Below are 24,620 nucleotides of genomic sequence, written 5' to 3'. Positions count from 1 at the left end.
TTTAGCAGCCGTTTCACCGCACTGTAATTCACTATATAATAAAATGATAACTACTATGGTGAACGCGATGACAGTTTCCAAAATTTTAAAAAACAGCAGCTATGTATTGAGTGCCATACTCATTACTGCCTGTCAGCCACCATCGCCTACTGACGCAGCACTAGCCACCGAAAAAAGCCCAACAGTAGATACTCCCGTTGTCATTACCGATGATAGTGTAACCATTACACCTGATCATATATTGAGTATAAAACCTTCACGTTACCAGCCTAGCCTTGGCCTACAAGGCAACATTGAACCTATTAAGCAAACCCAATTTGTGACAGTACATCCTATCAATGTAGAAGAGGTCTTGGTTACTAAAGGCCAATGGGTAGAAAAAGGTACACCACTACTCGTTGTCAGACGATTGGAAACAGAAAGCAAAACGGTCAACTCATCTAATACATCAGACGATATAGCGACAGACTCAGGTAAGCCTGATCAAGACACTCAGGTGCAAAATGGTACTGATGTTGCCAAACAGACTAACGCTCAAGATACCAACGCAAACGCTAAACTCAATCAACCTACGCTAAATAATGATACAACCATTAAGAAAACTTCATCTGATGGCACAGAGCCATTAACGAAAAATGCAGCTATAGCTAGCTCAAGTGATGACGAGGTTAATAGTAGTAAGGGCATAGAGATCTCAAAGCCTCAGTATAAATTGATTACTATCCGTGCTAGCTTTTCAGGACGCGTAGAAAACCTGTATGCAAGAGCGGGTCAAAAGCTAGAAGCTCGAATGCCACTCCTAAAATTTAGTGATGAAACTAAATTACACTTTACTGCTATGCTACCTATTCAAGCTGAACCCCAACTATCGGTAGGTCAAACTGTCAACTTTACTGCTGAAAATATCTTAGAAAAATTTACGGGACAAATCAGTAAGCTGACTGCGACCAGTCAACCGAAAAGACTTATGGTCAATGTTGATGTTATTGACAATGAGGTCAGTCGTAAGCAGTTATTACCAAATATGAAAGTAACCGGGCGAGTCAATTATGGTCAGATAGATGTGGGTACTATTGTACCGAAGCGTGCGCTACACGATGTCGACTTGACAGAGTTGCAAGCGCCACCATATAAACCTCTCACGCCACTGACGGCTAATGTGTGGATTATCGGACAAGATCAGCATTTAAAACGCTACCCTATTGAGGTAGTCGAGTACAATCCCTCGACAGAACAATATTTAATTGCAGGTATTAGCAATGACAGTCTGATTTGTTTGGCTGATTTGCCGCTTGATTCTGATGGTAAAAAGGTCAATGTTTCGTAGTCATCCATACCGACAGTTACATTGTGTAGAAATATTAACAAAGCCTCTCTTGTTTTGTAACAGCCTAATTAGGCAATATAACAGTATGATATATCGCATTAGCCAAGTATTATAAATTACTAAGAACTAACTACTGGCTAGATAGTTTTTACTTCTGAAAGCAATTACTTTTGAAAGAAACTTTGAAATCTTAGAGGCTTGATGGTTTGAATGCTTTAGAAATTAAAATCATTGATGTATTTGTCATGATTTAAATATCAGAGCATATTAAACTTCTGATAAACCATAACAACAACTAGAGGATAACCCATGAGTAAGCAAATTTTATTGATTGAAGACGATCCTGATTTAGCTGAATTGATCAGCGATTATTTAACCATGAACTATTATGATGTGCATCATGCAGGTCTTGGTCAAGAAGGTCTTGAATTATTAGATACCAAAGAGCGTGATATTGACTTGGTTGTTCTTGATTTGATGCTACCTGATATGGATGGTATGCAAGTGTGTCAGAAAATTCGCGGCAACAAAAACAATATGACCAACAAAGTGCCAATCATCATGCTGACAGCGAAAGGTGATACAACCGATCGCGTATTAGGTCTTGAGATGGGTGCTGATGACTATATCTCTAAGCCTTTTGAACCGCGTGAACTGCTAGCACGTATTCGTGCTGTCATTCGTCGTCACGAGCAACCGAATCAAGCAGATAGCCAGTCAGACAGTTTGACCTTTGGTCGTTTGAGCGTATTCCCTGATAGCCATGAGGTAACTATCGATGATGAAGCTGTACGTTTGACGACGCATCAGTTCCAATTGTTGCATTATTTTGCCACACATTCTGGTAAAGTACTGAATCGTGAGCAGCTTTGGCAAGCTATGCCAAACGATGATAGCTCAGACAACATCGATCGTGCCATTGACGTTCATATCTCACGTCTAAGAGCTCTAATTGAAGACAATCCACGCCAGCCAAAACGTATCATCACGGTACGCGGTGTCGGTTATCAATTTGCCACTGATCAGGTTTGATCACAGAAAACAGCTGACGGATCGAAAAAACACTCATACTGTTGATTTAGTCGTATAGAATCAACAGTATGCATCGATATAAGCGTCTAATAATAGAGATGGTTTAATGCAGCAGTTGGGTTTTCGTTCCGTATTTGCCAAGTTGTTTGCCAGTGTCATGATGGCACTTATCTTATTTGCAGTGGCTATGGTGCTGTTGACGCAACTTGTGCATGATAAAGATGCAGGTATTCGCTCAGAAGTACTCGCTACACAAATCTTAGGACAAATAGACCCGTTCCTGCATGAACTAAATACCTCCATTAGCCGAGACAATCGCTTACAGTCTCGCTTTATGTTGGCAGTGGTCAAAAAAAGCTTTGATATCTTTGATGAGTCATTACAAGCTAAGATGGGCTTGTATGACAGCCAAGGTCGGTTGCTCATGCAAACAGACAACAGTGACCTACCGCTAGAGCTGCCAGAACCGCCTTCTTTGTTATCTCGTGTTTTCCCTTCATTTGCAGAAACGTCCCCTACCAAGCAAGCTCAAGTCTATAGCGCTACTGGCTATACACTGTTATATGAATCACGCTTACCACCCAAAAAACCCGTACTATCTGCTGCCTTGAATTTATTCACAGGTACTTTGTTGCTGCTATTCATTATGGCAGGTGTCTTATGGTGGATTGCTCGAACCATTACTTGGCGTATCAATCAGATGAGCCAACAGATGACACAGTTGGGTGATGGCGACTTTACGGTACGAGTGAATGCTCGTGGTAACGATGAGATTGCATCATTGGCACGCGGATTTAACCAAGCTGCACAAAAAATCGAACATCTTATCGATGCCAATAACTTGCTATTAGCACACGCCTCTCATGAGCTACGCACGCCCATTACTCGTATCCGCTTGCAAATCGAAATGATGGACATGCTGACTGGTACGCTACCAACCGATACCAAAGCAAAATTTGATAAACGTGCTCATGCAATCAATCGTGACTTGTCAGGGCTTAATGATTTAGTAGAGAGTATTTTATTGGTCAGCCGCTTAGATGCTGGTCATGCCCTCCAACAAGTTGAGCATTTAGATTTATACGACTTAGTCAATCAAGAACGCCAGCATTATCCTGAAGCTACTCTAATTGGTGAGCACATCGTCATTGATGGCCAGTCATCGATGTTGACTCATTTAATCCGCAACTTACTAACCAATGCAATGTTACATGGCAAACCGCCAGTGACAGTATTACTGTACGGTGTTCAAACGATCGATGAAGCTGATAACGTTCCTGACTATCTGCTACAAACCGTGTTATGCAAAAGCTTTGCTGATTATGGTAGCTCTGATTTCGAATCATATGATGCACCCATCGATGTCAGCGAAAATGGCACTCGCGACGCTTTAGATTTAGATGATTCGTTGAATACTATCGATAAGAGCAAGTCTGAAATAACAGATACAAAAGATATATTACCAGCACCGCCTATCTATAAAAACGGTACAAGCATTACGCCAGATACTGATGACGAAAACCTGGAAACTAGTGTTACTCTTATAGAAGACAATGCTAACGATAAACAGAATGATGCTGATATTACTAAAAATTCAACAAATCTCAGCGATACAGTTGAGACCAATAGCGAATCTTCATTGATTGCTGACTATTACAGCTTCACCAATGATTTGACCGACAGAATCAAAAAAGTTATTTGGAGAATCGTTCCCGATACTGAGGTGTCTACTGATAGCGATACAAGCATTCATTCAAAAGACGGTCAAAAAACGAATAAAGCATCTATTGATTCTGGCATCGTGAAAAATAACACCAAAACTGGCATGCAGAATGACTCTAAAGATAATGATCAAAATACTGTTGAAACTCAGAGTTCACCACGCAAAGAAAGCCTATTTGCCAAGCACATAAAGAAAGCCAAAGCGGAACCTGTACGCCCATTACCTAAATATGCAGTGCTGGCAGTGATTGACGAAGGTACAGGTATTCCTGAAGACAAACGTGAAGAAGTATTCAGTCCCTTCGTGCGTTTACAGCAAAAAAATAAAGGCTCTGGACTAGGCTTGTCTTTAGTGTCGCAAATTGTCACTGCACACCAAGGCCGTATTCTCACCGACACACTCAATGGCTATACTCGGTTTTTAGTCATCATACCAGTCGAGCATGATCCGCATTACCACCAGTATGATTAGTTGATCGTGCTATCAGATGCACATTTCCTATCACGCCTTCACTACCCTCTCGCTTCCTCAAAGTTCTCACTACTAATAGCTATTAGTCATAAGCCTGTCACGGATGTGCATATCCAAAGTGCTTGATAATATGCTATATTAGCGCCCCTTATTATAGGGTTGTTAACGGTTGTTTTTTAATTGGCTTCTTACACAGTAGTAGAAGCGAAACAACACGTTCATGACTATTAAAATATTATTGAATTTTGAGCCCTCCATGAATGACATGATTGTCTTAAACGATGTGACCAAAAGCTTCTTAAGCGACCGATCAATCAAGGACAAAAACGGCAAACCGCATTGGTTTACTGCCGTTGAGCCGACATCTCTCACTATCCAACAAGGCGAAATATTCGGCCTAATGGGATATTCAGGTGCCGGTAAATCAACCTTATTGCGTCTGATTAATATGCTGGAACGCCCAGATGCCGGTCAAGTCATCATCGATGGTACTGACTTAACGACGTTATCTGCCAGTGAGCTGCGTATCGCACGTCATAATATTGGTATGATTTTTCAGCAGTTTAACCTGATGTCTAATCAAACTGTTTTTGATAACGTTGCATTTAACTTAAAAATCTCTGGTTATCCAAGCCGTGACATTCATAAGCGAGTGATGGATTGTCTAGCAATCGTTGACTTAACCGACCGTGCAGGCCACTACCCTGCGCAGCTATCAGGTGGACAAAAGCAGCGTGTTGGTATCGCCCGTGCGATTGCACCCAGTCCAAAAGTACTATTGGCCGATGAGCCAACCAGTGCACTAGATCCTGCGACGACCCGCAGTTTGCTGACATGCTTACGTGATATCAACGAGCAACTTGGTGTCACCATTGTCATTGTGACTCATGAGATGAGTGTCATTCGTAGACTCTGTGATCGCGCTGCATTGTTACATCAAGGACAACTACTAGAAGTTGCAGATGTAAGAGACGGTCTGATTCAGGCAACCACCCCTATTGGCCAAGGCTTAGTGCACGAAGACTAATGAGGCAGGAGAAAAAACATGTTAACTGGTAGTGAATTATCCGCCTCGATAGATAAACTGTTGGTGCTGCGCAAAGAAATTATAAGTGCCTTTATTGATACGTTTATTATGCTCGGTATCTCTACAACAGTCGCCATTGTCATTGGTGGGCTGTTTGGCATATTCTTATTTTTGTCCAGTGATCGACAGTTTTTGCAAAATAAGACGCTATATGGCGTGCTTGGTGGTATCACTAACTTTATGCGCGCCTTTCCTTTTGTGATTTTAATGATTGCTATGAGCCCTTTTACTAAGGCAATCGTAGGTACTGGTATTGGTCCTATTGCCGCATCATTAGTACTCGCTATCGCTGGTTCGTTTTACTTTGCCCGTTTGGTCGAGCAAAACTTACGTGAAGTGCCGCGCGGTATCATTGAAGCCACTGAATCGATGGGTGCACGTCCCTTTACCATCATCAAAGTTTTACTCAATGAAGCCCGCTCAGGACTGGTATTGTCCGTGACCATACTTTGTATCAGCCTGCTCTCTTATTCAGCAGCTGCGGGTATGATTGGTGGTGGCGGTCTGGGTGATTTGGCCATTCGTTATGGCTATTATCGCTACCAAACTGAGGTTATGGTTTTTATCGTTATTGTATTATCGATAATGGTCATCTCAATTCAAGCTTCTGGTAACTGGTTAGCCACTCGCTTGGATAAACGCTAGAAATAGTATTAAGAAAGAATAAAACGAAGTGAAACAGTGCTTATATGAAGAATGCTCAAGGCTTGATGCCGATTCATACTAAGCAAAATGCTTGACTTTGTTACTGAGACCCTTTAATTTTGTTACTAAATTAGCAACCATTAACTCAGCAGCATTACTATTGATAATGTTGCTTTTTTTGATGGTCACTATTTAACCCTTTACTCCATACCTCTTATTAAGGAAGTTCTATGAAATTAACAGATATCAGCCGTCAGTTGGCGACTGCATTTGCCGCTGTTGGCGTATCAAGCCTAGTGCTAGTTGGCTGTAGCAATTCATCAGCACCAGAAGCGACACAAGAACCTGTGACTGAGGGATCAACTGCAGAAACTGCTGCTAGTGATATCGACCCTGAGCATACAAAAATCATTATCGGTACTACTGAAGGTGATTTTGCCGATATGGTACGTAACCAAGTAAAAGGCTCACTTGAAGCTCAAGGCTATGAAGTTGAACTGATTGCCTTTACTGACTATGTGCGCCCTAACCTTGCATTGGCTGAAGGTGATTTGGATATCAATATTTTCCAGCATAAGCCTTATCTTGATAACTTCAAAAAAGAAAACAATCTTGATCTAGTAGAAGCATTCCAAGTACCAACGGCGCCACTTGGCATTTACTCAGGTAAAAAGAACACGCTTGACGCTGCTTTCAAAGGCATGAGTGTTTCTGCACCTAACGATCCAAGTAACTTTGCACGCGCCTTGGTTATGATGAATGATCTTGGTTGGATTAAGCTAAAAGACAATATCGATCCACTAACTGCATCAAAAGCTGATATCGCTGACAACAGTAAATACGATATCGATATCATCGAATTAGAAGCTGCTCAATTACCACGCGCCCGTGATGAAGTTGACTTTGCCGTTATCAATGGTAACTATGCAACGGACGCAGGTATCGAGCTGACTGAAGCTCTATTCCAAGAGCCAAGCTTCTCTTATGTCAACTGGTCAGCGATTAAGTCTGCTGATACTGGCAAAAAATGGGTTGAAGACGTGACCAACGCTTATAACTCAGAAGCTTTCAAGAAGTACGCTCATGACACTTTCCCAGGTTATAAATATCCAAAAATCTGGGGCGCTGATCATGGCGCGCATACTGACGCCGCTGCACCTGCTGAAGCTGAAGCAGCTGCTCAGTAAGTAGACTAACACTCAAAAATGGTTGCTCTAAATAAACCATTTTTGAGTTTAAGTAGTAAAAGCCCATCATTCATAAATGATGGGCTTTTTTTGGTCTCAATTTTATCAATGATAAACAATTACTTATCGTCAATTCGATTTAAAAATAGTACAAGGCAACTGAGTGTAGACGCATATTGAATACTTCAAGCGAAGCTAACGCAGTAATATTTTTATAGTGGAATGATCTATATAGTGAAAATGACGTTACAGCCTGTTAGTCCTTTGTAGGAAACCGTCACTTGCTCTTTCACTTCACACTGATTTTTCTTATAGTAGATAAGCTTAATAGTTACTAGGTAAAATTAAATACAACTATTGCTGATAAATTAAATAATAAACTATAAGGATAATAATATGAGTGTTAAAAACTATAAAATTCGTACCGCTGGACAAGCGAACATCCCTGTACTCGGTCTCGGCACATGGCAATCAACCGGACAGGATTGCATTGAGGTCGTCAAACAAGCGTTAGAGATGGGTTACGAGCATATCGATACTGCACAGGCTTATGGCAATGAGAAAGAAGTTGGTCAAGGTATCAAACAATCAGGTGTGGCTCGCGATAAGTTCTTTTTGACGACGAAAATATTTCCTGACGATATGAAGTTTCAACCAGAAAAACTAATCGCAGCGGCCAAGCGCTCTTTGGAAGATTTAGATACTGATTACGTCGATTTACTGCTGTTACACTGGCCTGATGATCGTGTGCCACTGTCTGAAACCATTCCTGCATTATGTGAATTACAGAAACAGGGTTTAACGCGTCATATCGGTGTTTCTAACTTTAATATCGCTAACATTATTGAAGCTAAAAAGTACGCTGACGTACCAATTGTGGTCAATCAGGTTGAGTTTCATCCGTTCATCAAGCAAAACACATTGCAGACTTTCTTGAACAATCACCATATTTTATTAGAAGCTTACTCACCGCTCGCGCGTGGTGATGTGTTTGATAACGATACCATTAAAGAAATTGCAGATAAGCATAATGTGACACCAGCACAGATATCATTGGCTTGGATTTTATCAGATAAACATCGTGTCGCCATTCCGAAGACTGCAAACCCTGACCATCTACAAGGCAACTTATATGCCCTCAACGTGCAATTGAGTGCTGAAGAATTAGAAAAAATTGGCAACTTAGCTAGCAGAGCTGGTCGCAAAATTGAACATCCTGACTATAGCCCTGTATGGGATGACTAATTCTTCGTTGGATTCTACCGTATCCTAAATCTAAACGAGCAAAGCACATATTTGATTAGGATATATTCTAAAATCATATAAAAAAGAGCCGCTAATTGATTTTAGCGGCTCTTTTTTATGGTTAAATTCGTTCAAATACAGTCGATTCAGTTTAAAAGCAGTACAAGGCAACCGAGCGTAGATGTATATTAAATACTTTGAGCGAGGTTTACGCTGTAATACTTTTATAGTGGAATGAATATATTACTGCTGCAGCGTATCGGTCTCATGAACCTTTTCAGCAGGATTGTATTGCTCAGAAGAAGGTACGGCACCGCTTCGATTGTTCTCTTTCATTGATTTGGCTACTTCTGGAGGCATGTAGTTTTCGTCATGCTTAGCCAATACTTCACCAGCTACAAAGGTATCACCTTGCATTTTACCAGTGGCAACCACACCTGAGTTTTCAGCGAATAAATCTGGCAAGATACCTTGATAAGTTACTGGAACGGTTGATTCAAAATCAGTAATCGCAAACTCAACATTCAGTGGATTGTCTGCTGCACGCTGTACGCTACCCGCTACCACCATACCGCCTGCACGAATGCGCTTATCTTGTGGCGCCTCACCTTTTGCTATCGCGGTCGCGTCAAAATAATAATCAGTCTGTTGCCCAATAGCATAAATAACCAATACCACGGCGATCGCTGCACCTGCAAGCGTAAACATAACCCACATCAGTTTTTTGCGACGAACTGCGTTCATACCACTACCTCATTGATGAGTCGCTGTTTTACAAACCATAATCAATCTATAAAACAGAAAAATTTGAAGAAACTACCATTAGAAAAACTTTCTAAAAATGTCTTTCTAATCGTACTCTTCTAACGGCTATATGGTAGCATTTTTCGGACAAATCAATAGGCCTTATAGTGAGGTATGATGTTACCCATTGATAAATGGCTCACTGACCATTTATGCACTAAAGTCATGATATCGAAATGTTTTTTTAACGAGAGTGCTTGGTCGCAGATGGTGTTGCTTTAGTCGTACGCTGTGCCTGACGTGCTTGCTGAATTGTCAGCTGCTTGATAAGGGCTTGTCTCTGGCGGCGACTATAAGCAATAAAAATCAGCATCGCGCCAACCGTGATTGCCCAACATGACCAAACAAAAACACCATGCTTACCCATGGCGATGAACTCAGATACGCTATAAAAATAGGGCTGCATAATCGTTTCCTAGCCGTTATTTATGTTGACCACGGATGTATTCTTTCACCCATGCTTTGCCTTGGTCACGATACAATATCAAAGTATTGGTACGATAAATGGCTAATGTTGCCACCAGTAAATAGCTACCAATTACCATCAATAGCAATGGCATCCACATATCTGCCGACATCTTTGGCGCTGAGGTTAAACTAAAAGTTGAACCTTGATGCAACGTATTCCACCACTGTACTGAGTACTTGATAATCGGTAAGTTCACGGCACCAACAATCGATAAAATGGCTGCCGCTTTGCCGCGATTGGCAGTATGCTCAAAGGCTGCGAACAATGCCATGACACCGGCATATAAGAATGCCAAAATCAGCATAGACGTTAAGCGTGCATCCCAGACCCAATAAGTGCCCCAAGTGGGTTTTGCCCAAATGGAGCCTGTAATCAAGCTAATAATACAGAGCAAGAAGCCTATGGGAGCAATCGCCTGAGCCACCAAACTGGCTGTCTTAATCTTCCAGACTAAATAAATTGCCCCTAGTATAGCGAGCGCAAAATAAATAGAAATCGCAAGACCAGCAGCTGGTACGTGGATAAAGATAATGCGATAGCTATTGCCCTGCAAGTAGTCAGGCGGCGCAAAAGCAAGCCCCCAAACGCTACCTATCAGCAGGCAAATACTGGCTAATATGGCCAACCACTTAACCCAAGGTCCAAAGATACGGAAAAACTCCTTGGTACCCACAGTGGTCAAAAAGCCTTGCCAAATGCGCTGCCACAGGCTAGGAGATGAGACGTTATTCAGGTTGGGCATGGGGATAAACCTATTTGCGCAGCTCTTTGATCATAACAGACACAGCACACTATGAGCGCTACTATCTATTGACCTGCTGGCGTTAAACACTGGATAGAATCTACAAGTGATTGTTTGCGTATTAAGTTGGCTATTATAGCAAAATTACCCGTTTTCAACAGGCTGTTAATACAAAGGTTTTTTATGAGGACTGTTGATGCATCCTACTTGGTTTTTAATTAAGCCACGCCATTTTTAAGGTCATCGCAATCACCCATGGCATGATCAAAACTGAAATAATACTGCCTGCCAATAATAACGCTAAAATAGGCAAGCCATTCAAACCAGAAGCGAACAAATCAACGGCACCAGTCGCAAAAATCAATACCGGCAACTGCATTGGCAAGGCGATTAATGGCACGAGCACTGCGCCATTTTTCAATGATAGCGTCAAACTACTGGCAACTGCCGACAGCATCAAAAGCATGGGACTACCCGTCACAATAGAGGCCATTAGTATCCACGCCTCAAACCAACTAAGCTGAAACAATGGTACGGCAAGCAAGCTGAGCGCTGCCACAATACCACTACTAAAAATCCAATGAATCACCAAACGTATCAATACCCACAGTGGCAATGAAGCATTGGCGACGACTAATTGTGCGAGCGTACCATTATCAAGCGCGGGCTTAAATAGTCCATCAACGCCCATTACTAGTGATAATAGCGCGGCAATCCATACGGCAGACACACCGAGCCGCTGCAATAGCGCAGGCTCGCTACCAACTGCTAACGGAAACAAGGTTATAATGACTAGAAATAGTACTAAAGGATACAACCACTGCACCGCGCCCTGCTGCTTCACTTGCCATTCACGACGCCACAACTGCATAAAACCAATGCCGCGCACAGCTGATACGATAACGTTCGAGCCTTTATTTGTTGTTTGTACGGGGCTGTCTGTCATTATCCGTCCTTTTACCTATACTGCTTATAGTTATCACACTTATTGAAGCTATCGCACTTCTTATAGCTATCGCATTCACACCATATAATCTGACAAATCGAGCACTTGATTGGCAACGCCAACGGCCTGATGACTGGTCATTAATATTGAGCCACCAGCATTAGCAAAGTCACTCAATCTGTCTTCCATTCGCTCCACCATATCGACATCAAGCGCAGTAAAAGGCTCATCAAGTAACCACAAAGGTGTGATATCAGGGGTCAGTAGATATAATCTTGCGAGGGTAATACGGCGAGTCTGCCCAGCAGATAAATGACTTGAGCTAACGGTCTCAAATCCTTGTAATCCTACCCAAGCGAGCGCATCATCAATATCAGCCACACTGGGTGTGATACCATATAAATTCAGTAGAAAAGTCAGGTTTTGTGCCACGGTGAGATTTGGATGAATACCCAATTGGTGCGAGACATATAAAGGTTGAATAGGCAGACTTAAAGCCCCTTGGTAAGCAACCTCACCAGTAATGACTGGCAGTAATCCAGCCAGCTGCATCAATAGTGTCGTTTTACCCGTACCATTTGCACCAATTAAATGACAGATGCTACCTGCAGATAAATTGAGAGAGACGGCTTCACATAAAGGTATTTCACCGCGCTGGACTGTCAAACCGTCAAGCACCAGTAAAGGCGTATCCAAAGCTGTCATCAAAACCTCTCATTATTTATCAAACAGTAATCAATATTCACCACAAACAAATATGATGTTCATGGCATAATACTTTATGCTTACCACAAACACTCAGTATAACAAATTGTCGATTACTATGACCTCAAAACCTATGCAGACTTCAAAAGATAACCAAAACCTAGACTTAGAAACAAACACGTCGACGTTTACCATTAATAGCTTAATCAATGCCCAAGTTGATTTTATGCAGCATTGGTTACGCCAGCAGGCTGAGCCACTGAGTATGGAAGCTTGGCAATGGTTTGGCACACAACCACTTAACAAATACATCAGCCGTGATAACTTGCAGCATTTGATGAGTGATTGGCTACTAAGTCAGCCCATGACGGCGGTGATGCGTAAGGATATCCGTGATATTTTGCACACGGTTATTTATCACCCAGTCAATGATAACGTACCCCTATCCGAGCTAGTAGATGATACACAGGTTGAGACGCTAGCCAACTATGTAGGCAGTCATGAACAGCAGCGCAATGTTTTAATTCACACGCTAGTTGGCAATGAAACCTTTGCAGACTTACTGACCCAGACGCTATATCACGCGATCAACGACTTTATGGAAAGCACACTAGATAAAGCAGGCGGTGTTGGTAAATTGATGAAACTGGGACGTAGCTCTTTTGAAAAGGCGACCAACAGAAATCTTGACGAAAAGCTGCAAGCCTATTTGCACCGCAATATTAAAGATTTAACACGTCGAGCAGAAGCCAATGCACAAGCACATCTATCAAATGAAGAAGTGGCACGGTTATTAGTCACTGGTTGGGCGCGCATCAAAGAGCAGCCTGTCAGTCACTTGCAAACATATCTGCGTGACGAGCCTGACAACAGTAGTATTGATCATATCGAAGCCAGTATTCAGCAGAGCTATAACCGCCTGCGCGTGTCGCCGTATTTACATACGCTAGCAGCAGCAAGCATCGATACTTGGTATGACAATCATCAAACAGACACGATTGCGACTGTCGCTGCCAGTTTGCATATTGATGAGCAAGCCATGACACAGTTTAGTACGATGCTACTGCCTGTCGTACACGATGCGCTTGATAGTCCATGGTTTGTGGCACATATTCGTCAGATGTTAGAAGCGTTTTATGCACAATCGCATATCAAAGAAGGGTTGGCACTCAATAACGAGTAACTCAACATTTTGGGTTAAACAGCGGACACCATTATCATTCACTTATTGATCAGCAACATACATTATGAGCCAAACGACTAAACGCAGCTTGTGGCAAAAACTCAAACAGTTATTGACTGCTGCTGCACCGCAGGCTGTTGCTGATACTGATGTGCGCAATGATGATATAAGTAGCAGAGAGACTAGTGTCTTACATGACCATAATGATGACCATAGTGACTCGCATAATCATAATGAGAATAAGAGCAACTCTAACTCTCCCATTGAAAATGAAAGTGAGCAGGTGCAACCTGATGCTTTAAGCTTAGATAAACAGCAACCCGAGCAATCTGACACACTTATTATCGACTGTCTGAAGCAGTATCTTAATACCAAAAAATGGCACTATACTTATCATCGCCCGAAAGCCAATGATGACCAGCAATCACATCATTTGTCTTTTTCGATGCGTCACAAACAACTAATCTGTGCTTATCTATTTCGCTGGCAGGAGAAAAACAAGCTGCTGGCCATCTATGGTATTTTGCCATTTTCAATCCCAGAGAGTCATCAAAGCGCTGCGATGCTACTAATCACTCAAATCAATTACAATATGATGATTGGTAACTTGGAAATGGATGTTAATGACGGAGAAATACGCTATAAAACCGCCATCGATGTCGAAGCAGTTGATATAGACAAGGCACTGATCGAACACTTACTACAAAGCGTGGTTGCTATGACCACCGTCGCTCATGAGTTATTTAGTGATTTAATCAACAATCAAGATCCTGCAGAAGACATGCAAACATTACTTGCAGAGTTAAACCAACAAGCAGACGCTCGCACGTTCTTTTTGCCCACGCAGTTTGTACAATAGAGCCATCGTTAGCCATTATCCTACTATCCACTCACCCGTTTAGAAAACCATCGCCCTTATGCTAAAAATTGCTTACTCTGATATTTTTCGTTACTCAGTGCCTGAAAAGCATCGCTTCCCTATGCAGAAGTACACCATGATTCCTGAGCGCTTACTGGCCGAAGGGACTATCACGACCGATAACTTTTTTGCGCCTGCACGCTTGAGTGAAGACGAGATTTTGACCACTCATACGCATGATTACTGGTATCAACTGAAAACGCAGACATTACCGCGGAGAGAAGCACGTGCCATTGGCTTTGACATGACACCCGGGCTGGTAGAACGTGGTCGTTATATTGCCCATGCGACATATGAATGCGCATTATATGCACAGCAATATGGCGTGGCAATGAATGTCGCAGGTGGCACACATCACGCGTTTTCCGATCATGGTGAAGGGTTTTGTGTCTTTAACGATGTCTGTATTGCTAGTAATTTATTATTAGATCGCGGATTGGCACAAAAGATTTTGGTGGTTGATTTAGATGTGCATCAAGGTAATGGCAACGCTAGCATTATGTTAGATGAGCCACGCGTTTTTGTGTTCAGTATGCATGGTGCAAAGAACTATCCTTTTCGCAAGCAAATATCAGATTTGGATATTGAGCTAGATAACGATACGGGTGATGCCGAGTATTTACAGATATTAAAGGATACGCTACCACGCCTAATAAAAAAGTTTGCACCCGACATGATTTTTTATCAGTCTGCGGTAGACGTATTGGCCACTGATAAATTAGGGAAACTCGGTTTGACGATGGAAGGTTGTAAAGCGCGTGATGAATATGTATTGCAGCAAGCAAAAGCCACCTACATTCCTGTTGCTATCGTGATGGGTGGTGGCTATTCAGAAGATATTGAAGATGTGGTCGAAGCGCACTGCAATACTTTCCGTCTGGCGCAGCAGATATTCTTTGGTAAGTAAACTGCACCTATGCCAACTTAAAGACGTTGGCTACTACAAAAATGCCGTAATCCCCTGCCAACCCACACGAATACCAAGCACCGTGACAATCAATAAAATAAGCTGACGAAAGCGAGCTTGCGGCAAGTAACGACGCAGGCGAATACCAACCAAAAGAGTAATGATAGATATCACACTGAGTAAAGTAATCAGCTGCCACTCACCACTGGTCAACGCCATAATTGGTTCACGTAGTACGATAATCTGGGCAACTTTACCCAAGAAATAACACATATTGCCGACTTTCGCGATGGTGTTTTTATCATCGCTGGCAGACAGCAGATACATCATCAGGATGGTCGACATGGCATTGGTCGCACCGCCAATAACGCCGGCGCTAAAACCAACCATAATCAGCACAGGCTTGGTATCTGGTAGACGTATTTGTTTGCCAAGTAAACTACTGATGACATAAAAGGCAATAACCGCTGCCAATGTTAATAAAATATAAGCACTATCTATCCATAGCAATAACTTGGCACCCAATATACTGCCAAGTAAGCTGGTCAATGCCAGTAACCAATAACGCCGACCATAATAAGTAAAGTTTTGCCAAATCGTACGACCACCACCAGACAACCAAGTCATCGCATTGAGTAGTATAGAGGGAAAAATAACCAGCACAATAGCGTGTGGTAACGGGTAAATACTCGCAAGTGCCGTGGTTGTCACCAACGTCACACCTAGCCCGCTAATACCATGCAGCAGCGATGCCATTGCAAAAATCAAAGTCAGTATTAGCATCTGCATGCTATCGTTACCCGCCATTTCCATCATATGTCATACCACTCACGGCTTTATGTCTACATTTATAGCGACAGCACTAAGGCCTGCCCTAATTTCAATAATGGCAATAAAAACGCAATAGTTCTTAGTCCAGTAAAGCAACTAAGGACAGATAATATTTTCATATTACCTGTCCTTAATGCCGTTCGATGGGGACTTAGCCAGTTTCGTTTTGGCGCATCACATACTGTCTTATTTAGATTGAACGCATATCTTAGCTATTATGGCGCTGCCAAACTGTTTCACCGATGATGCTAGCCAATTGCTCAGCAATCTTATCTTTGCTTGCTTTTTCAAGCATGATGCTATCATTCTCATAATGCTCTGAGAAAAACACCTGCATAGCATTATCGTCACTAGCAAAACCAATATCAGCCCGTGAGACATCATTACAAGCAATCAAATCTAAGTTTTTGGAAATAAGTTTACCACGAGCATAGTGCTCGACATCTTGGGTTTCTGCGGCAAAACCAACGACAAACAATTCTGGATGAGCAAGAGAAATAGTCGCCAAAATATCAGGATTTTTAACTAAATTAAGCATCATTGCATCTTGCGTTTTTTTGATTTTTTGCGGAGCAGCCTCTTCCGTACGATAATCAGCAACAGCAGCCGTCGCAATAAAGATATCAGCGACTCTCACATTATCATCGGTGCTAACCGTGACATCATCCTGCTCGTCCCCGCAATCGCAATCACCGTGGTGGTCATGTGAATGTGAGTGGTCATGATGATCATGGTCGTGGTCATGCTCGTCTTCAGATATGTACTGTAGCTCGCTATGTGTACCATCCACACATTGTTGCGCGGCAGTCAGCATCTCTTGCGCAGACAAGACATCTATGCGCGTGACTTTAAGCGGTGTAGGCAGTGCCACCTTACCACCTGTGATCAAAATCACCTCGGCACCAGCAGCTACACATGCACGTGCCAAAGCAAAACCCATTTTTCCGGTAGAGTGATTAGACAAATAACGAACTGGATCAATTGCTTCTACTGTCGGTCCAGCGGTAATCACCACTCGCTTGCCTGCAAGTAGTTGCGGTGTCGTTTGCATGGCATTGAATAATAATACTTCGGCCAATAGCTGCTCAGGCTCAGGTAGTCGCCCTGCTCCCACATCACCACAAGCCTGTTCACCGCTTGCAGGCTGTATCACATGATAATTCATGTCGCCCAGCGTTTGCACATTCAGGTTTACCGCTGGATGTGCCCACATCTGCTGATTCATCGCAGGGGCGACAATGACAGGTGCGGTGGTAGCAAGACAAACGGTGGCCAGCAGATCATCCGCCATACCCATCGCAAGACGTGCGAGCGTATTGGCCGAGGCTGGCGCAATGACGATTAAATCTGCCCATTTAGCCAATTCAATATGCCCCATCCCTGCTTCTGCTTGCTCATCCAGTAGTGAGATATGCACCTCATTACCAGTCAAGGCCTGCAGTGTCAGCGGTGTGATAAAGGCCTGTGCACCTGTGGTCATAATGACGCGCACATTAAAGCCCGCTTTAATTAATAAGCGGGCAAATATAGCAGATTTATAAGCGGCGATACCGCCAGTGATAGCAAGCACAATATTAGACATAAGCATGGCAACAATAAAAAAGTTGAAAGATAAAATTGCGCTTATAGTAACAATTATGAGATAAGTTGGGTAAGAATTTCGATATTTACCAAATATCTCTAGCAGCAATCCATTTTCAAGGAGTGATAATGGCGATCAAAGACTGGCATGAAGATGACAGACCACGTGAAAAGTTGTTGAAGTTTGGTGCGGCTCATTTGTCCGATGCAGAAATATTAGCCATATTTCTACGTACAGGCACTCAATCACAGTCAGCGATTGAGTTGGCTCGTCATTTGATCGAGCAGTTTGGTAGCTTAGCAGAACTATTGGCAGCCCCGCAAGACATCGTTCTAGCCTGTCATGGTATCGGCCCTGCAAAATACTCACAGATGTTAGCCTCGCTTGAGATGGGTACGCGCTATCTAGACAGTCAACTCAAAACAGGCCAAGCGCTCGGGCGCTCTCAAGCAGTCAAAGATTATATCAGCACTCAATTGCGCGGTGAGCATCGCGAGGTTTTTGCTGTTCTTTGTCTGGACAATGCACTCAACCTGTTAAACTTTGAGATACTATTCACAGGCGGCATCTCATCATGCTCCGTCTGCATGAAGCACGTATTACGCCACGCATTAAGTCACGCAGCCAGCCAGTTAATCATCGCGCACAATCATCCTCATACCGACTCCAAGCCATCGACAGCTGATAACTTACTCACCTATGAGTTAAAAAATGCCTGTGATTTATTAGACATATCGCTAGTCGATCATATTATCGTCGGACGTAACGATACTCTATCCTATGCCGAAAGCTGTTTGGCGCCTTTTGGTTAGTTTTATCTGACTTATTTGGTCTTTGGTCGCACTAGCTATATACTTTATGCAGCTTGATACATATTATCGACACAGCGTAGCATTTTAACCGTTGATAGTCGCCGACAACTGTTTCATATTGATGGCTAACTTCGTCTTTTATTTGTCTTTTCCTAATTGGACTTCAAAGTCAATTATTGGTAGCTGGCTTAACCTAGCTATAAGACCACTAAACGTCCGAAAAATAACAACTATATAGATTCAAACATTTTTATACCTACATTTCTCACGCTTTTGGTTCAGCGTTACAAAGGAGACAGTCATGGCAATTGGCTTATTTATTTTGGCAATCATCATTCAATTAGCCATGGTTTTGGCCATCTTTTTGTTGTCCCTGTCACGTGTCACTGGCAGTATTACTGCTCTTGTTACTGTCATCGTTACTGCCGTTATCAGTCCATGGTCACTTATATTAGGTGTGCCGATAGCGCTGCTGTGCTTGGTACTACTCGTAGCCCCTCTTCGTCAGTCACTGATTACCAAGCCTGTCTATAAAGCATTGGGCGGCGCGATGCCGAGCATGAGTGATACCGAACGTGAGGCACTTGACGCGGGCACTAGCTGGTGGGAAAAAGAGCTATTTATGGGTGCGCCTAACTGGGATACTTTTGCCAATTATCCGTATCCAGAACTGTCAGAAGAAGAACAAAGCTTTATAGACAATGAAGTAGAAGTGCTGTGTGCCATGCTTGATGAGTGGAAAATTCAGCATGAAGATAAAGACCTGTCGCCTGAGGCGTGGCAATTTATTAAAGCCAATGGCTTCTTAGGTCTGATTATTCCTAAAGAATTTGGTGGTCTAGACTTTAGCTCGTATGCGCAAAGCCGTATCATGAGCAAAATCGCCTCTCGCTCTCCTACAGCCGCTGTAACCTGTATGGTGCCAAACTCGCTCGGCCCTGGTGAGCTGTTGATGCATTATGGTACGGATGAGCAAAAACAACGCTGGCTACCCGGTCTTGCTAAAGGTGAAGAAGTACCTTGCTTTGGTCTAACGGGTCCTGAAGCAGGCTCAGATGCGGGTGCTATTCCTGATACAGGTGTGGTTTGTTACGGCATGCATGAAGGCGAGCAAGTACTCGGCCTACGTATGAACTTCTCAAAGCGCTGGATTACGTTGGCACCTATCGCCACAGTCGTGGGCTTAGCATTCAAAATGCATGACCCAGAAGGCCTGCTCGGAGATTCTGAAAAAACCGATTACGGTATTACCTGTGCACTCATTCCTGCCAACCATCAAGGCGTCATCACAGGGCCACGTCACAACCCGATTGGCTCGCCATTTATGAATGGTACAGTCGATGGCAAAGATGTCTTCATCCCATTAGATTACATCATCGGCGGTGTCGAAAATGCGGGTCGCGGTTGGCGCATGCTGATGGAATGCTTGGGCGTTGGTCGCGGCATCTCTCTCCCTGCATTATCAACCTCAGCCAGTGAAATGACGTATCTGTCTGTCGGTGCCTTTGCTAAGGTTCGTGAGCAGTTTAAAATCTCTGTTGGCAAGTTCGAAGGCGTACAAGACGCCACCAGTCGTATGGCCAGTAATACCTATATGCTAGAAGCATTCCGCCATCTCGTTACGTGCGGATTGAACCAAGGCGGCACGCCATCGGTCATGACAGCCATGGCGAAATACTATGCGACCGAAACCATGCGTAGTGTGATCAACGACGGTATGGATGTCGTTGGTGGACGCGCAGTACAGATGGGTCCCCGTAACTTTTTAGCGACACCTTATCAAGCCATTCCGGTCTCTATCACGGTTGAGGGTGCAAACATATTGACCCGCTCATTGATGATATTCGGTCAAGGTGCCATGCGCTGCCATCCGTATCTATTTGATGAGCTACAACTGCTACAGAGCAAAGATAAAGAAGGTGCGACTCGAAAATTCGATACGCTTTTCTTTAGACATTTGGGTTATACCTTCAATCGTGGGGCAAAAGCCTTCGTCGCAGGGTATGTCGGGGGTAGCAATAATGCCCCAAATTTTGCAGACAGCTTTACCCGTCCCTACTACAAACATATTAACCGCCTAAGCGCGGGCTTTGCCCTAACGGCTGATATGGCGCTAGGACTGTTGGCTGGCGACTTAAAACGTAAAGAAATGCTCTCTGGTCGCTTAGCCGATATTCATAGTCATTTATTCATCGCAACGGCTATTTTGCAGTTTTATGAACATGGCACCAAATCAAAGTCTGAGCGCTTACATGCTGAGGTTGCCTTGCAAAACAGCTTATACACCATTCAAGAAGCTTTCTTATCATTCTTTGATAATTTTCCAAATCGTATGGCAGCCAAATTGGTCAGCTTTGTGACTTTCCCAAGTGGTCGTATCTTTACGCCGCCAAGTGATGAACTCAAACGCCAATTGGGTGATACCTTCATGGATGACTTTGAGGCCAACCCTTTCCGTGATTATCTAAAAACCATGGTCTACTACACTACCGAAGAAGACGATGTGACTGGGCGTATGGAGCATGCATATCAGACCTTGACCAGCATCGAACCGTTATGGCAGAAGTTTAAAAAAGCAGAACACAATGACAGCTTTGAAGGTCTTACCTTTGAAGATCATGTCGTGCATGCCAGCCAAAATGAAGACATCACTGAAGAAGAGGCCGAGGTACTTATTCAATATAATGCCATACGCTTTGACTCGTTATTGACCGATGTCTTCGATGAACATCTATTGCAGGCACAAGAACGCGCCAATCCACATAGCCTCGATAATGCTGTACAGCAGCTGACTGACTATGCTGAACTAAAAAGTGCGGCACAAGCTCGAAATGGTATTGCGACTGATAACGATACCTTAGTTGATGATTTCGATGTTCCTACTAGTGATAACGTTCATGCTGCCGATAATATTTCTGCTAGTGATAATGTTCATGATAGTAGCAATACTTCTGCCAATACCGATAAACCAACTGGTGATGCCAACCCAAATCATGGCTATGAGGTCGACGGTGATGTCGAAATGGTTGCTGAGCAGAATACTGTTGAAGAAATACAGGCGCAGACCGACTTTGAAGACTCCGATCCTGAGACAGAAGCACTTGATCCTCGTTACCGTGATGCAGAATCGCATTTAAGCGAACGCATGAGTAATAATCATCGTCTCAATAAATACAATGCTGAAAATTCTGACAACTTGGATAGCGCTGACAAATCTGACCATTTGGAAATCGCGAATGACAACGTACAAAAATCCAATTATCTGAATAGCACTGAAACTCCACAAGTAGAGGATAACGTAGAGAAACCATCTGTATCCGAGAGCAAGTGGCGAGATGGTCTGCGTCGTGACGAAAGCGATAATGTATAAGCACGGTAATATAAAAATGTGACCGTATTCAGGATGTAAAAATCTCAAATACCACATGACTATTGTTTAATTTAAAAAGACTGTCCAATTCGGGCAGTCTTTTTTTTGGTTACAAACAAAAACTTTTGCTTATCATTAGCGGAAAAAAGCAGTATTATCTGCTTTCTTAAAATCGTGGGTAGCCTTATAAGCCGATTTATTCTTAGGTTTATCTCGGCTGAATCATAAAAAAATGTTGCAGTAACCTTAACAATTATTTTATATTGTTTGAGAGCCTGACATAAAATGACCAATCAAAATTTATAGACGTAGCAAGATCGGGTGTAGAAACAGCAATCATTTACGCATTGATTTATTATCATACCTGCTATTGGACGTTGTACACAAAAGGATAGAGGTTATGTGGAAAAATATGGGACTGACGGGCAAGATCATGGTTGCCATGGCGCTCGGTATCATACTGGGTTTGTTTATAAACTATTCAGGACTAAACGCTGAAGGCGGCTTTGTTAATACGTATATTACAAACGGCTTTCTCGCTATTATTGGCAAGCTATTTGTTAACTCACTCAAAATGTTGGTTGTACCACTAGTACTTATCTCATTGATTTGCGGTGTGTGCGGTATTGGTGATATTCGTCTGCTTGGTCGTATTGGTACCAAAACCTTTATGATCTACATGTTCACCACTGCACTTGCTATTGCAACGGCGATTGGACTTGGCATTCTGTTTGGTATTGGTAAAGGTATGGACATCGGTACAGATGCTACCTTTGAAGCCGCATCAGCGCCGCCTTTGCTTGATGTATTCTCTAATATTATTCCATCAAACCCCATCAGTGCGATGGCCAATGGCGATATGTTATCCATCATTTTCTTTGCGATTTTGATTGGTGTCAGTATCTTGATGGTTGGCAAACCTGCTAAAGGCTTGGTTAAAAGTTTAGAGCTCATCAATGAAGTCATCTTAAAGATGGTGACCATCATTATGAACCTAGCACCTTATGGTGTCTTTGCGCTATTGACTAAAGCCATGGCAGAGCTTGGCTTAGATTTGATTTGGTCATTGCTTGGTTATGTGGCTGTATTGATCGGCTCATTGGCGTTCCATTTCTTTATCACCATGATGATTGTCCTAAAAGTCGCTTCAGGCTTATCAATCAAAACCTTTTTGGCAAAAATGCGTGAAGTACAGATTTTTGCATTCAGTACCTCAAGCTCGAACGCAACGATTCCTATTACCTTGCGTACCGTTACTAAGCGTATGGGTGTGAATAACTCTGTTGCCTCGTTTACCGTTCCTTTTGGTGCCACCATCAACATGGATGGTACGGCAATCATGCAGGGTACAGCGACCATCTTCATTGCCAATATTTATGGTATTGATTTGGGTGTGACCGAATATTTAACTGTTATCTTGATGTCAGTATTAGCCTCTGTTGGTACCGCTGGTGTACCGGGTGTTGGTCTGATTATGCTATCGATGGTCTTTGCACAAGTTGGCTTACCTATCGAAGGTATTGGCTTAATCTTAGGTGTGGATCGTATTCTTGATATGTTACGTACTGCTGTGAACGTTGGTGGTGATGCTGCTGTGACAGCTATCGTAGCAAAATCAGAAGGTAAAATGGATGTAGCCATTTACAACGATCCTAACGCTGGTGCCAAAGATGTATTCGACGGTCATATTGATGAAGACAATGAGCGCGAATTCTCAGAAGTCTTTAGCGATGGCATCATGGGTAGCGAGTACGATGATGTCGATCGTCGCAGCTAACCACGCTTGCTAAAGAGACGTCCATAAAATAAAAACCTCAGTCAAAATTGGCTGAGGTTTTTTTATAATCAATAACCAGTAAAACCAATAACTAATTAGCCAAATACGTATTTAGTAATCATCGCCAAACACACCACCACGATCATCGGACGAATCAGCTTACTACCGCCCTTGACCACCATGTGCGAGCCAAAGTATGCCCCTATCGTTTGTCCAACCATCATCGCCAGCCCTACTTTCCACAAGACATTACCGCCTATGATAAAAAAGATTAGCGAGCCTACATTGGTAGATAGGTTCAATACTTTTGCGGCACCTGTCGCTTCTATAATCTGGCGACCGCGCAATGCCACATTACCAAGCGCAAAAAACATACCAGTGCCTGGCCCAATATAGCCATCATAAAAACCAATGATTGGTGCAACGACTTTTTGCCATTTACTTTCGGATATGCGTGGTGCTGCCTCTACTTCACCAAGTCTAGGCGCAAACAATGTATAGATACCAATAGCGGCAATCAAAAACGGAATCAGCTTTTCGAGCAAATCCGGTGGTGACATCTGAACGGCAATCGTACCGATAACGGAACCAATAAAAGCAGCAATAATACCTACTTTTATACGTTGTGGCTTTACGACACCTTTTCGAATCATCGTAATAGACGCTGCAAGCGCACCTGATGCAGCCTGTAGCTTATTGGTACCTAGCGTGAGTACTGGCGGGATATTAGCAAGTAACATGGCTGGTATGGTCAGTAAACCACCGCCGCCCGCGATGGCATCAATAAACCCTGCCAACGCTGCCACAGCCGTAAGCATTAAAATGACTTCTAGTGAAAGTGATAAGTCCATGACAC

21 protein-coding genes are annotated in these 24,620 nt (G+C 43.0%); 13 read left to right on the top strand and 8 right to left on the bottom strand.

From position 1 onward, the window contains the following. Positions 1-67: 67 nt before the first annotated feature. The 7 genes from IPZ60_RS13020 (at position 68) to IPZ60_RS12990 (ending at position 8,717) form a co-directional block, all read left to right on the top strand. Positions 68-1,327 (top strand): efflux RND transporter periplasmic adaptor subunit, encoded by a 1,260-nt coding sequence (locus IPZ60_RS13020; RefSeq protein WP_194198163.1) that lies wholly within the window; start codon positions 68-70, stop codon positions 1,325-1,327. 309 nt (positions 1,328-1,636) lie between these two features. Then, on the top strand, positions 1,637-2,359 hold the full coding sequence (locus IPZ60_RS13015) for a response regulator transcription factor (protein ID WP_110924036.1): 723 nt from the start codon (positions 1,637-1,639) through the stop codon (positions 2,357-2,359). A 106-nt stretch (positions 2,360-2,465) separates the two neighbouring features. Next, the gene (locus IPZ60_RS13010; RefSeq protein WP_194198162.1) at positions 2,466-4,553 is read left to right on the top strand and encodes a sensor histidine kinase; all 2,088 of its coding nucleotides are present in this window, start codon (positions 2,466-2,468) and stop codon (positions 4,551-4,553) included. 256 nt (positions 4,554-4,809) lie between these two features. Then, a complete protein-coding gene (locus IPZ60_RS13005) occupies positions 4,810-5,580 on the top strand; it encodes a methionine ABC transporter ATP-binding protein (protein ID WP_194198161.1) in 771 nt (256 codons plus the stop codon). Positions 5,581-5,628: 48 nt separating this feature from the next. After that, positions 5,629-6,285, top strand: coding sequence for a methionine ABC transporter permease (locus IPZ60_RS13000; protein ID WP_370463045.1), 657 nt, complete (start codon positions 5,629-5,631; stop codon positions 6,283-6,285). Positions 6,286-6,515: 230 nt separating this feature from the next. Continuing rightward, positions 6,516-7,472 carry a MetQ/NlpA family ABC transporter substrate-binding protein gene (locus IPZ60_RS12995; RefSeq protein ID WP_194198159.1) on the top strand — a complete coding sequence of 319 codons (957 nt, stop codon included), beginning with the start codon at positions 6,516-6,518 and terminating at the stop codon, positions 7,470-7,472. A gap of 396 nt (positions 7,473-7,868) precedes the next feature. Further along, entirely contained in the window at positions 7,869-8,717 is an 849-nt protein-coding gene (locus IPZ60_RS12990; RefSeq protein WP_194198158.1) for an aldo/keto reductase, read from the top strand. Positions 8,718-8,960: 243 nt separating this feature from the next. Here the strand turns inward: IPZ60_RS12990 and ccmE are convergent, their stop codons facing one another. From ccmE to ccmA, 5 genes are all read right to left on the bottom strand, one after another. Next, positions 8,961-9,461, bottom strand: coding sequence for a cytochrome c maturation protein CcmE (gene ccmE / locus IPZ60_RS12985; protein ID WP_194198157.1), 501 nt, complete (start codon positions 9,459-9,461; stop codon positions 8,961-8,963). Between the two features lie 244 nt (positions 9,462-9,705). Further along, positions 9,706-9,927, bottom strand: coding sequence for a heme exporter protein CcmD (ccmD, locus tag IPZ60_RS12980; protein WP_110924042.1), 222 nt, complete (start codon positions 9,925-9,927; stop codon positions 9,706-9,708). 16 nt (positions 9,928-9,943) lie between these two features. Next, positions 9,944-10,732: a heme ABC transporter permease CcmC gene (ccmC, locus tag IPZ60_RS12975; RefSeq protein ID WP_110924043.1), complete on the bottom strand. Its 789-nt coding sequence runs from the start codon at positions 10,730-10,732 to the stop codon at positions 9,944-9,946. 214 nt (positions 10,733-10,946) lie between these two features. Next, on the bottom strand, positions 10,947-11,603 hold the full coding sequence (locus tag IPZ60_RS12970) for a heme exporter protein CcmB (protein ID WP_110924123.1): 657 nt from the start codon (positions 11,601-11,603) through the stop codon (positions 10,947-10,949). A 150-nt stretch (positions 11,604-11,753) separates the two neighbouring features. Beyond that, on the bottom strand, positions 11,754-12,383 hold the full coding sequence (gene ccmA, locus IPZ60_RS12965) for a heme ABC exporter ATP-binding protein CcmA (RefSeq protein ID WP_194198156.1): 630 nt from the start codon (positions 12,381-12,383) through the stop codon (positions 11,754-11,756). 133 nt (positions 12,384-12,516) lie between these two features. Between ccmA and IPZ60_RS12960 the strand changes: the two genes are divergently transcribed. The 3 genes from IPZ60_RS12960 (at position 12,517) to IPZ60_RS12950 (ending at position 15,392) form a co-directional block, all read left to right on the top strand. Then, positions 12,517-13,566 (top strand): hypothetical protein, encoded by a 1,050-nt coding sequence (locus IPZ60_RS12960; protein WP_227669363.1) that lies wholly within the window; start codon positions 12,517-12,519, stop codon positions 13,564-13,566. A gap of 64 nt (positions 13,567-13,630) precedes the next feature. Continuing rightward, positions 13,631-14,425 (top strand): YbjN domain-containing protein, encoded by a 795-nt coding sequence (locus tag IPZ60_RS12955; protein ID WP_194198155.1) that lies wholly within the window; start codon positions 13,631-13,633, stop codon positions 14,423-14,425. 58 nt (positions 14,426-14,483) lie between these two features. Continuing rightward, positions 14,484-15,392 carry a histone deacetylase gene (locus tag IPZ60_RS12950; RefSeq protein ID WP_194198154.1) on the top strand — a complete coding sequence of 303 codons (909 nt, stop codon included), beginning with the start codon at positions 14,484-14,486 and terminating at the stop codon, positions 15,390-15,392. A gap of 33 nt (positions 15,393-15,425) precedes the next feature. Here the strand turns inward: IPZ60_RS12950 and IPZ60_RS12945 are convergent, their stop codons facing one another. Both IPZ60_RS12945 and coaBC read right to left on the bottom strand, forming a co-directional pair. Beyond that, complete coding sequence (locus tag IPZ60_RS12945) at positions 15,426-16,208, bottom strand: sulfite exporter TauE/SafE family protein (protein ID WP_194198153.1); 783 nt, start codon at positions 16,206-16,208, stop codon at positions 15,426-15,428. A gap of 223 nt (positions 16,209-16,431) precedes the next feature. Then, positions 16,432-17,805, bottom strand: coding sequence for a bifunctional phosphopantothenoylcysteine decarboxylase/phosphopantothenate--cysteine ligase CoaBC (gene coaBC / locus IPZ60_RS12940; protein ID WP_194198152.1), 1,374 nt, complete (start codon positions 17,803-17,805; stop codon positions 16,432-16,434). Positions 17,806-17,933: 128 nt separating this feature from the next. Here coaBC and radC point away from each other — a divergent pair, with 128 nt between their 5' ends. From radC to IPZ60_RS12925, 3 genes are all read left to right on the top strand, one after another. Beyond that, complete coding sequence (gene radC / locus IPZ60_RS12935) at positions 17,934-18,617, top strand: DNA repair protein RadC (RefSeq protein WP_194198151.1); 684 nt, start codon at positions 17,934-17,936, stop codon at positions 18,615-18,617. 301 nt (positions 18,618-18,918) lie between these two features. After that, the gene (locus tag IPZ60_RS12930) at positions 18,919-21,987 is read left to right on the top strand and encodes an acyl-CoA dehydrogenase (protein ID WP_194198150.1); all 3,069 of its coding nucleotides are present in this window, start codon (positions 18,919-18,921) and stop codon (positions 21,985-21,987) included. 400 nt (positions 21,988-22,387) lie between these two features. Further along, entirely contained in the window at positions 22,388-23,764 is a 1,377-nt protein-coding gene (locus IPZ60_RS12925) for a dicarboxylate/amino acid:cation symporter (protein ID WP_194198149.1), read from the top strand. A gap of 95 nt (positions 23,765-23,859) precedes the next feature. On the opposite strand, the gene IPZ60_RS12920 is transcribed toward IPZ60_RS12925, so the two are convergent. Continuing rightward, complete coding sequence (locus tag IPZ60_RS12920) at positions 23,860-24,615, bottom strand: TSUP family transporter (RefSeq protein WP_110924051.1); 756 nt, start codon at positions 24,613-24,615, stop codon at positions 23,860-23,862. Between the last annotated feature and the right edge of the window lie 5 nt (positions 24,616-24,620).

The sequence above is a fragment of the Psychrobacter sp. NG25 genome, assembly GCF_015234355.1.
Classification (GTDB): Bacteria; Pseudomonadota; Gammaproteobacteria; order Pseudomonadales; family Moraxellaceae; genus Psychrobacter.
Note: the sequence above shows the minus strand (reverse complement) of the source record. Positions and strands in the feature narration are given on the sequence as shown.

Excerpts from the sequence above, each read along its gene's own strand:
- IPZ60_RS13020 (WP_194198163.1), top strand. The coding sequence starts at position 68 with ATGACAGTTTCCAAAATTTTAAAAAACAGCAGCTATGTATTGAGTGCC.
- IPZ60_RS13015 (WP_110924036.1), top strand. The coding sequence starts at position 1,637 with ATGAGTAAGCAAATTTTATTGATTGAAGACGATCCTGATTTAGCTGAA.
- IPZ60_RS13010 (WP_194198162.1), top strand. The coding sequence starts at position 2,466 with ATGCAGCAGTTGGGTTTTCGTTCCGTATTTGCCAAGTTGTTTGCCAGT.
- IPZ60_RS13005 (WP_194198161.1), top strand. The coding sequence starts at position 4,810 with ATGAATGACATGATTGTCTTAAACGATGTGACCAAAAGCTTCTTAAGC.
- IPZ60_RS12995 (WP_194198159.1), top strand. The coding sequence starts at position 6,516 with ATGAAATTAACAGATATCAGCCGTCAGTTGGCGACTGCATTTGCCGCT.
- IPZ60_RS12990 (WP_194198158.1), top strand. The coding sequence starts at position 7,869 with ATGAGTGTTAAAAACTATAAAATTCGTACCGCTGGACAAGCGAACATC.
- ccmE (WP_194198157.1), bottom strand. The coding sequence starts at position 9,461 with ATGAACGCAGTTCGTCGCAAAAAACTGATGTGGGTTATGTTTACGCTT.
- ccmD (WP_110924042.1), bottom strand. The coding sequence starts at position 9,927 with ATGCAGCCCTATTTTTATAGCGTATCTGAGTTCATCGCCATGGGTAAG.
- ccmC (WP_110924043.1), bottom strand. The coding sequence starts at position 10,732 with ATGCCCAACCTGAATAACGTCTCATCTCCTAGCCTGTGGCAGCGCATT.
- IPZ60_RS12970 (WP_110924123.1), bottom strand. The coding sequence starts at position 11,603 with ATGCAGTTGTGGCGTCGTGAATGGCAAGTGAAGCAGCAGGGCGCGGTG.
- ccmA (WP_194198156.1), bottom strand. The coding sequence starts at position 12,383 with ATGACAGCTTTGGATACGCCTTTACTGGTGCTTGACGGTTTGACAGTC.
- IPZ60_RS12960 (WP_227669363.1), top strand. The coding sequence starts at position 12,517 with ATGCAGACTTCAAAAGATAACCAAAACCTAGACTTAGAAACAAACACG.
- IPZ60_RS12955 (WP_194198155.1), top strand. The coding sequence starts at position 13,631 with ATGAGCCAAACGACTAAACGCAGCTTGTGGCAAAAACTCAAACAGTTA.
- IPZ60_RS12950 (WP_194198154.1), top strand. The coding sequence starts at position 14,484 with ATGCTAAAAATTGCTTACTCTGATATTTTTCGTTACTCAGTGCCTGAA.
- IPZ60_RS12945 (WP_194198153.1), bottom strand. The coding sequence starts at position 16,208 with ATGATGGAAATGGCGGGTAACGATAGCATGCAGATGCTAATACTGACT.
- coaBC (WP_194198152.1), bottom strand. The coding sequence starts at position 17,805 with ATGTCTAATATTGTGCTTGCTATCACTGGCGGTATCGCCGCTTATAAA.
- radC (WP_194198151.1), top strand. The coding sequence starts at position 17,934 with ATGGCGATCAAAGACTGGCATGAAGATGACAGACCACGTGAAAAGTTG.
- IPZ60_RS12930 (WP_194198150.1), top strand. The coding sequence starts at position 18,919 with ATGGCAATTGGCTTATTTATTTTGGCAATCATCATTCAATTAGCCATG.
- IPZ60_RS12925 (WP_194198149.1), top strand. The coding sequence starts at position 22,388 with ATGTGGAAAAATATGGGACTGACGGGCAAGATCATGGTTGCCATGGCG.
- IPZ60_RS12920 (WP_110924051.1), bottom strand. The coding sequence starts at position 24,615 with ATGGACTTATCACTTTCACTAGAAGTCATTTTAATGCTTACGGCTGTG.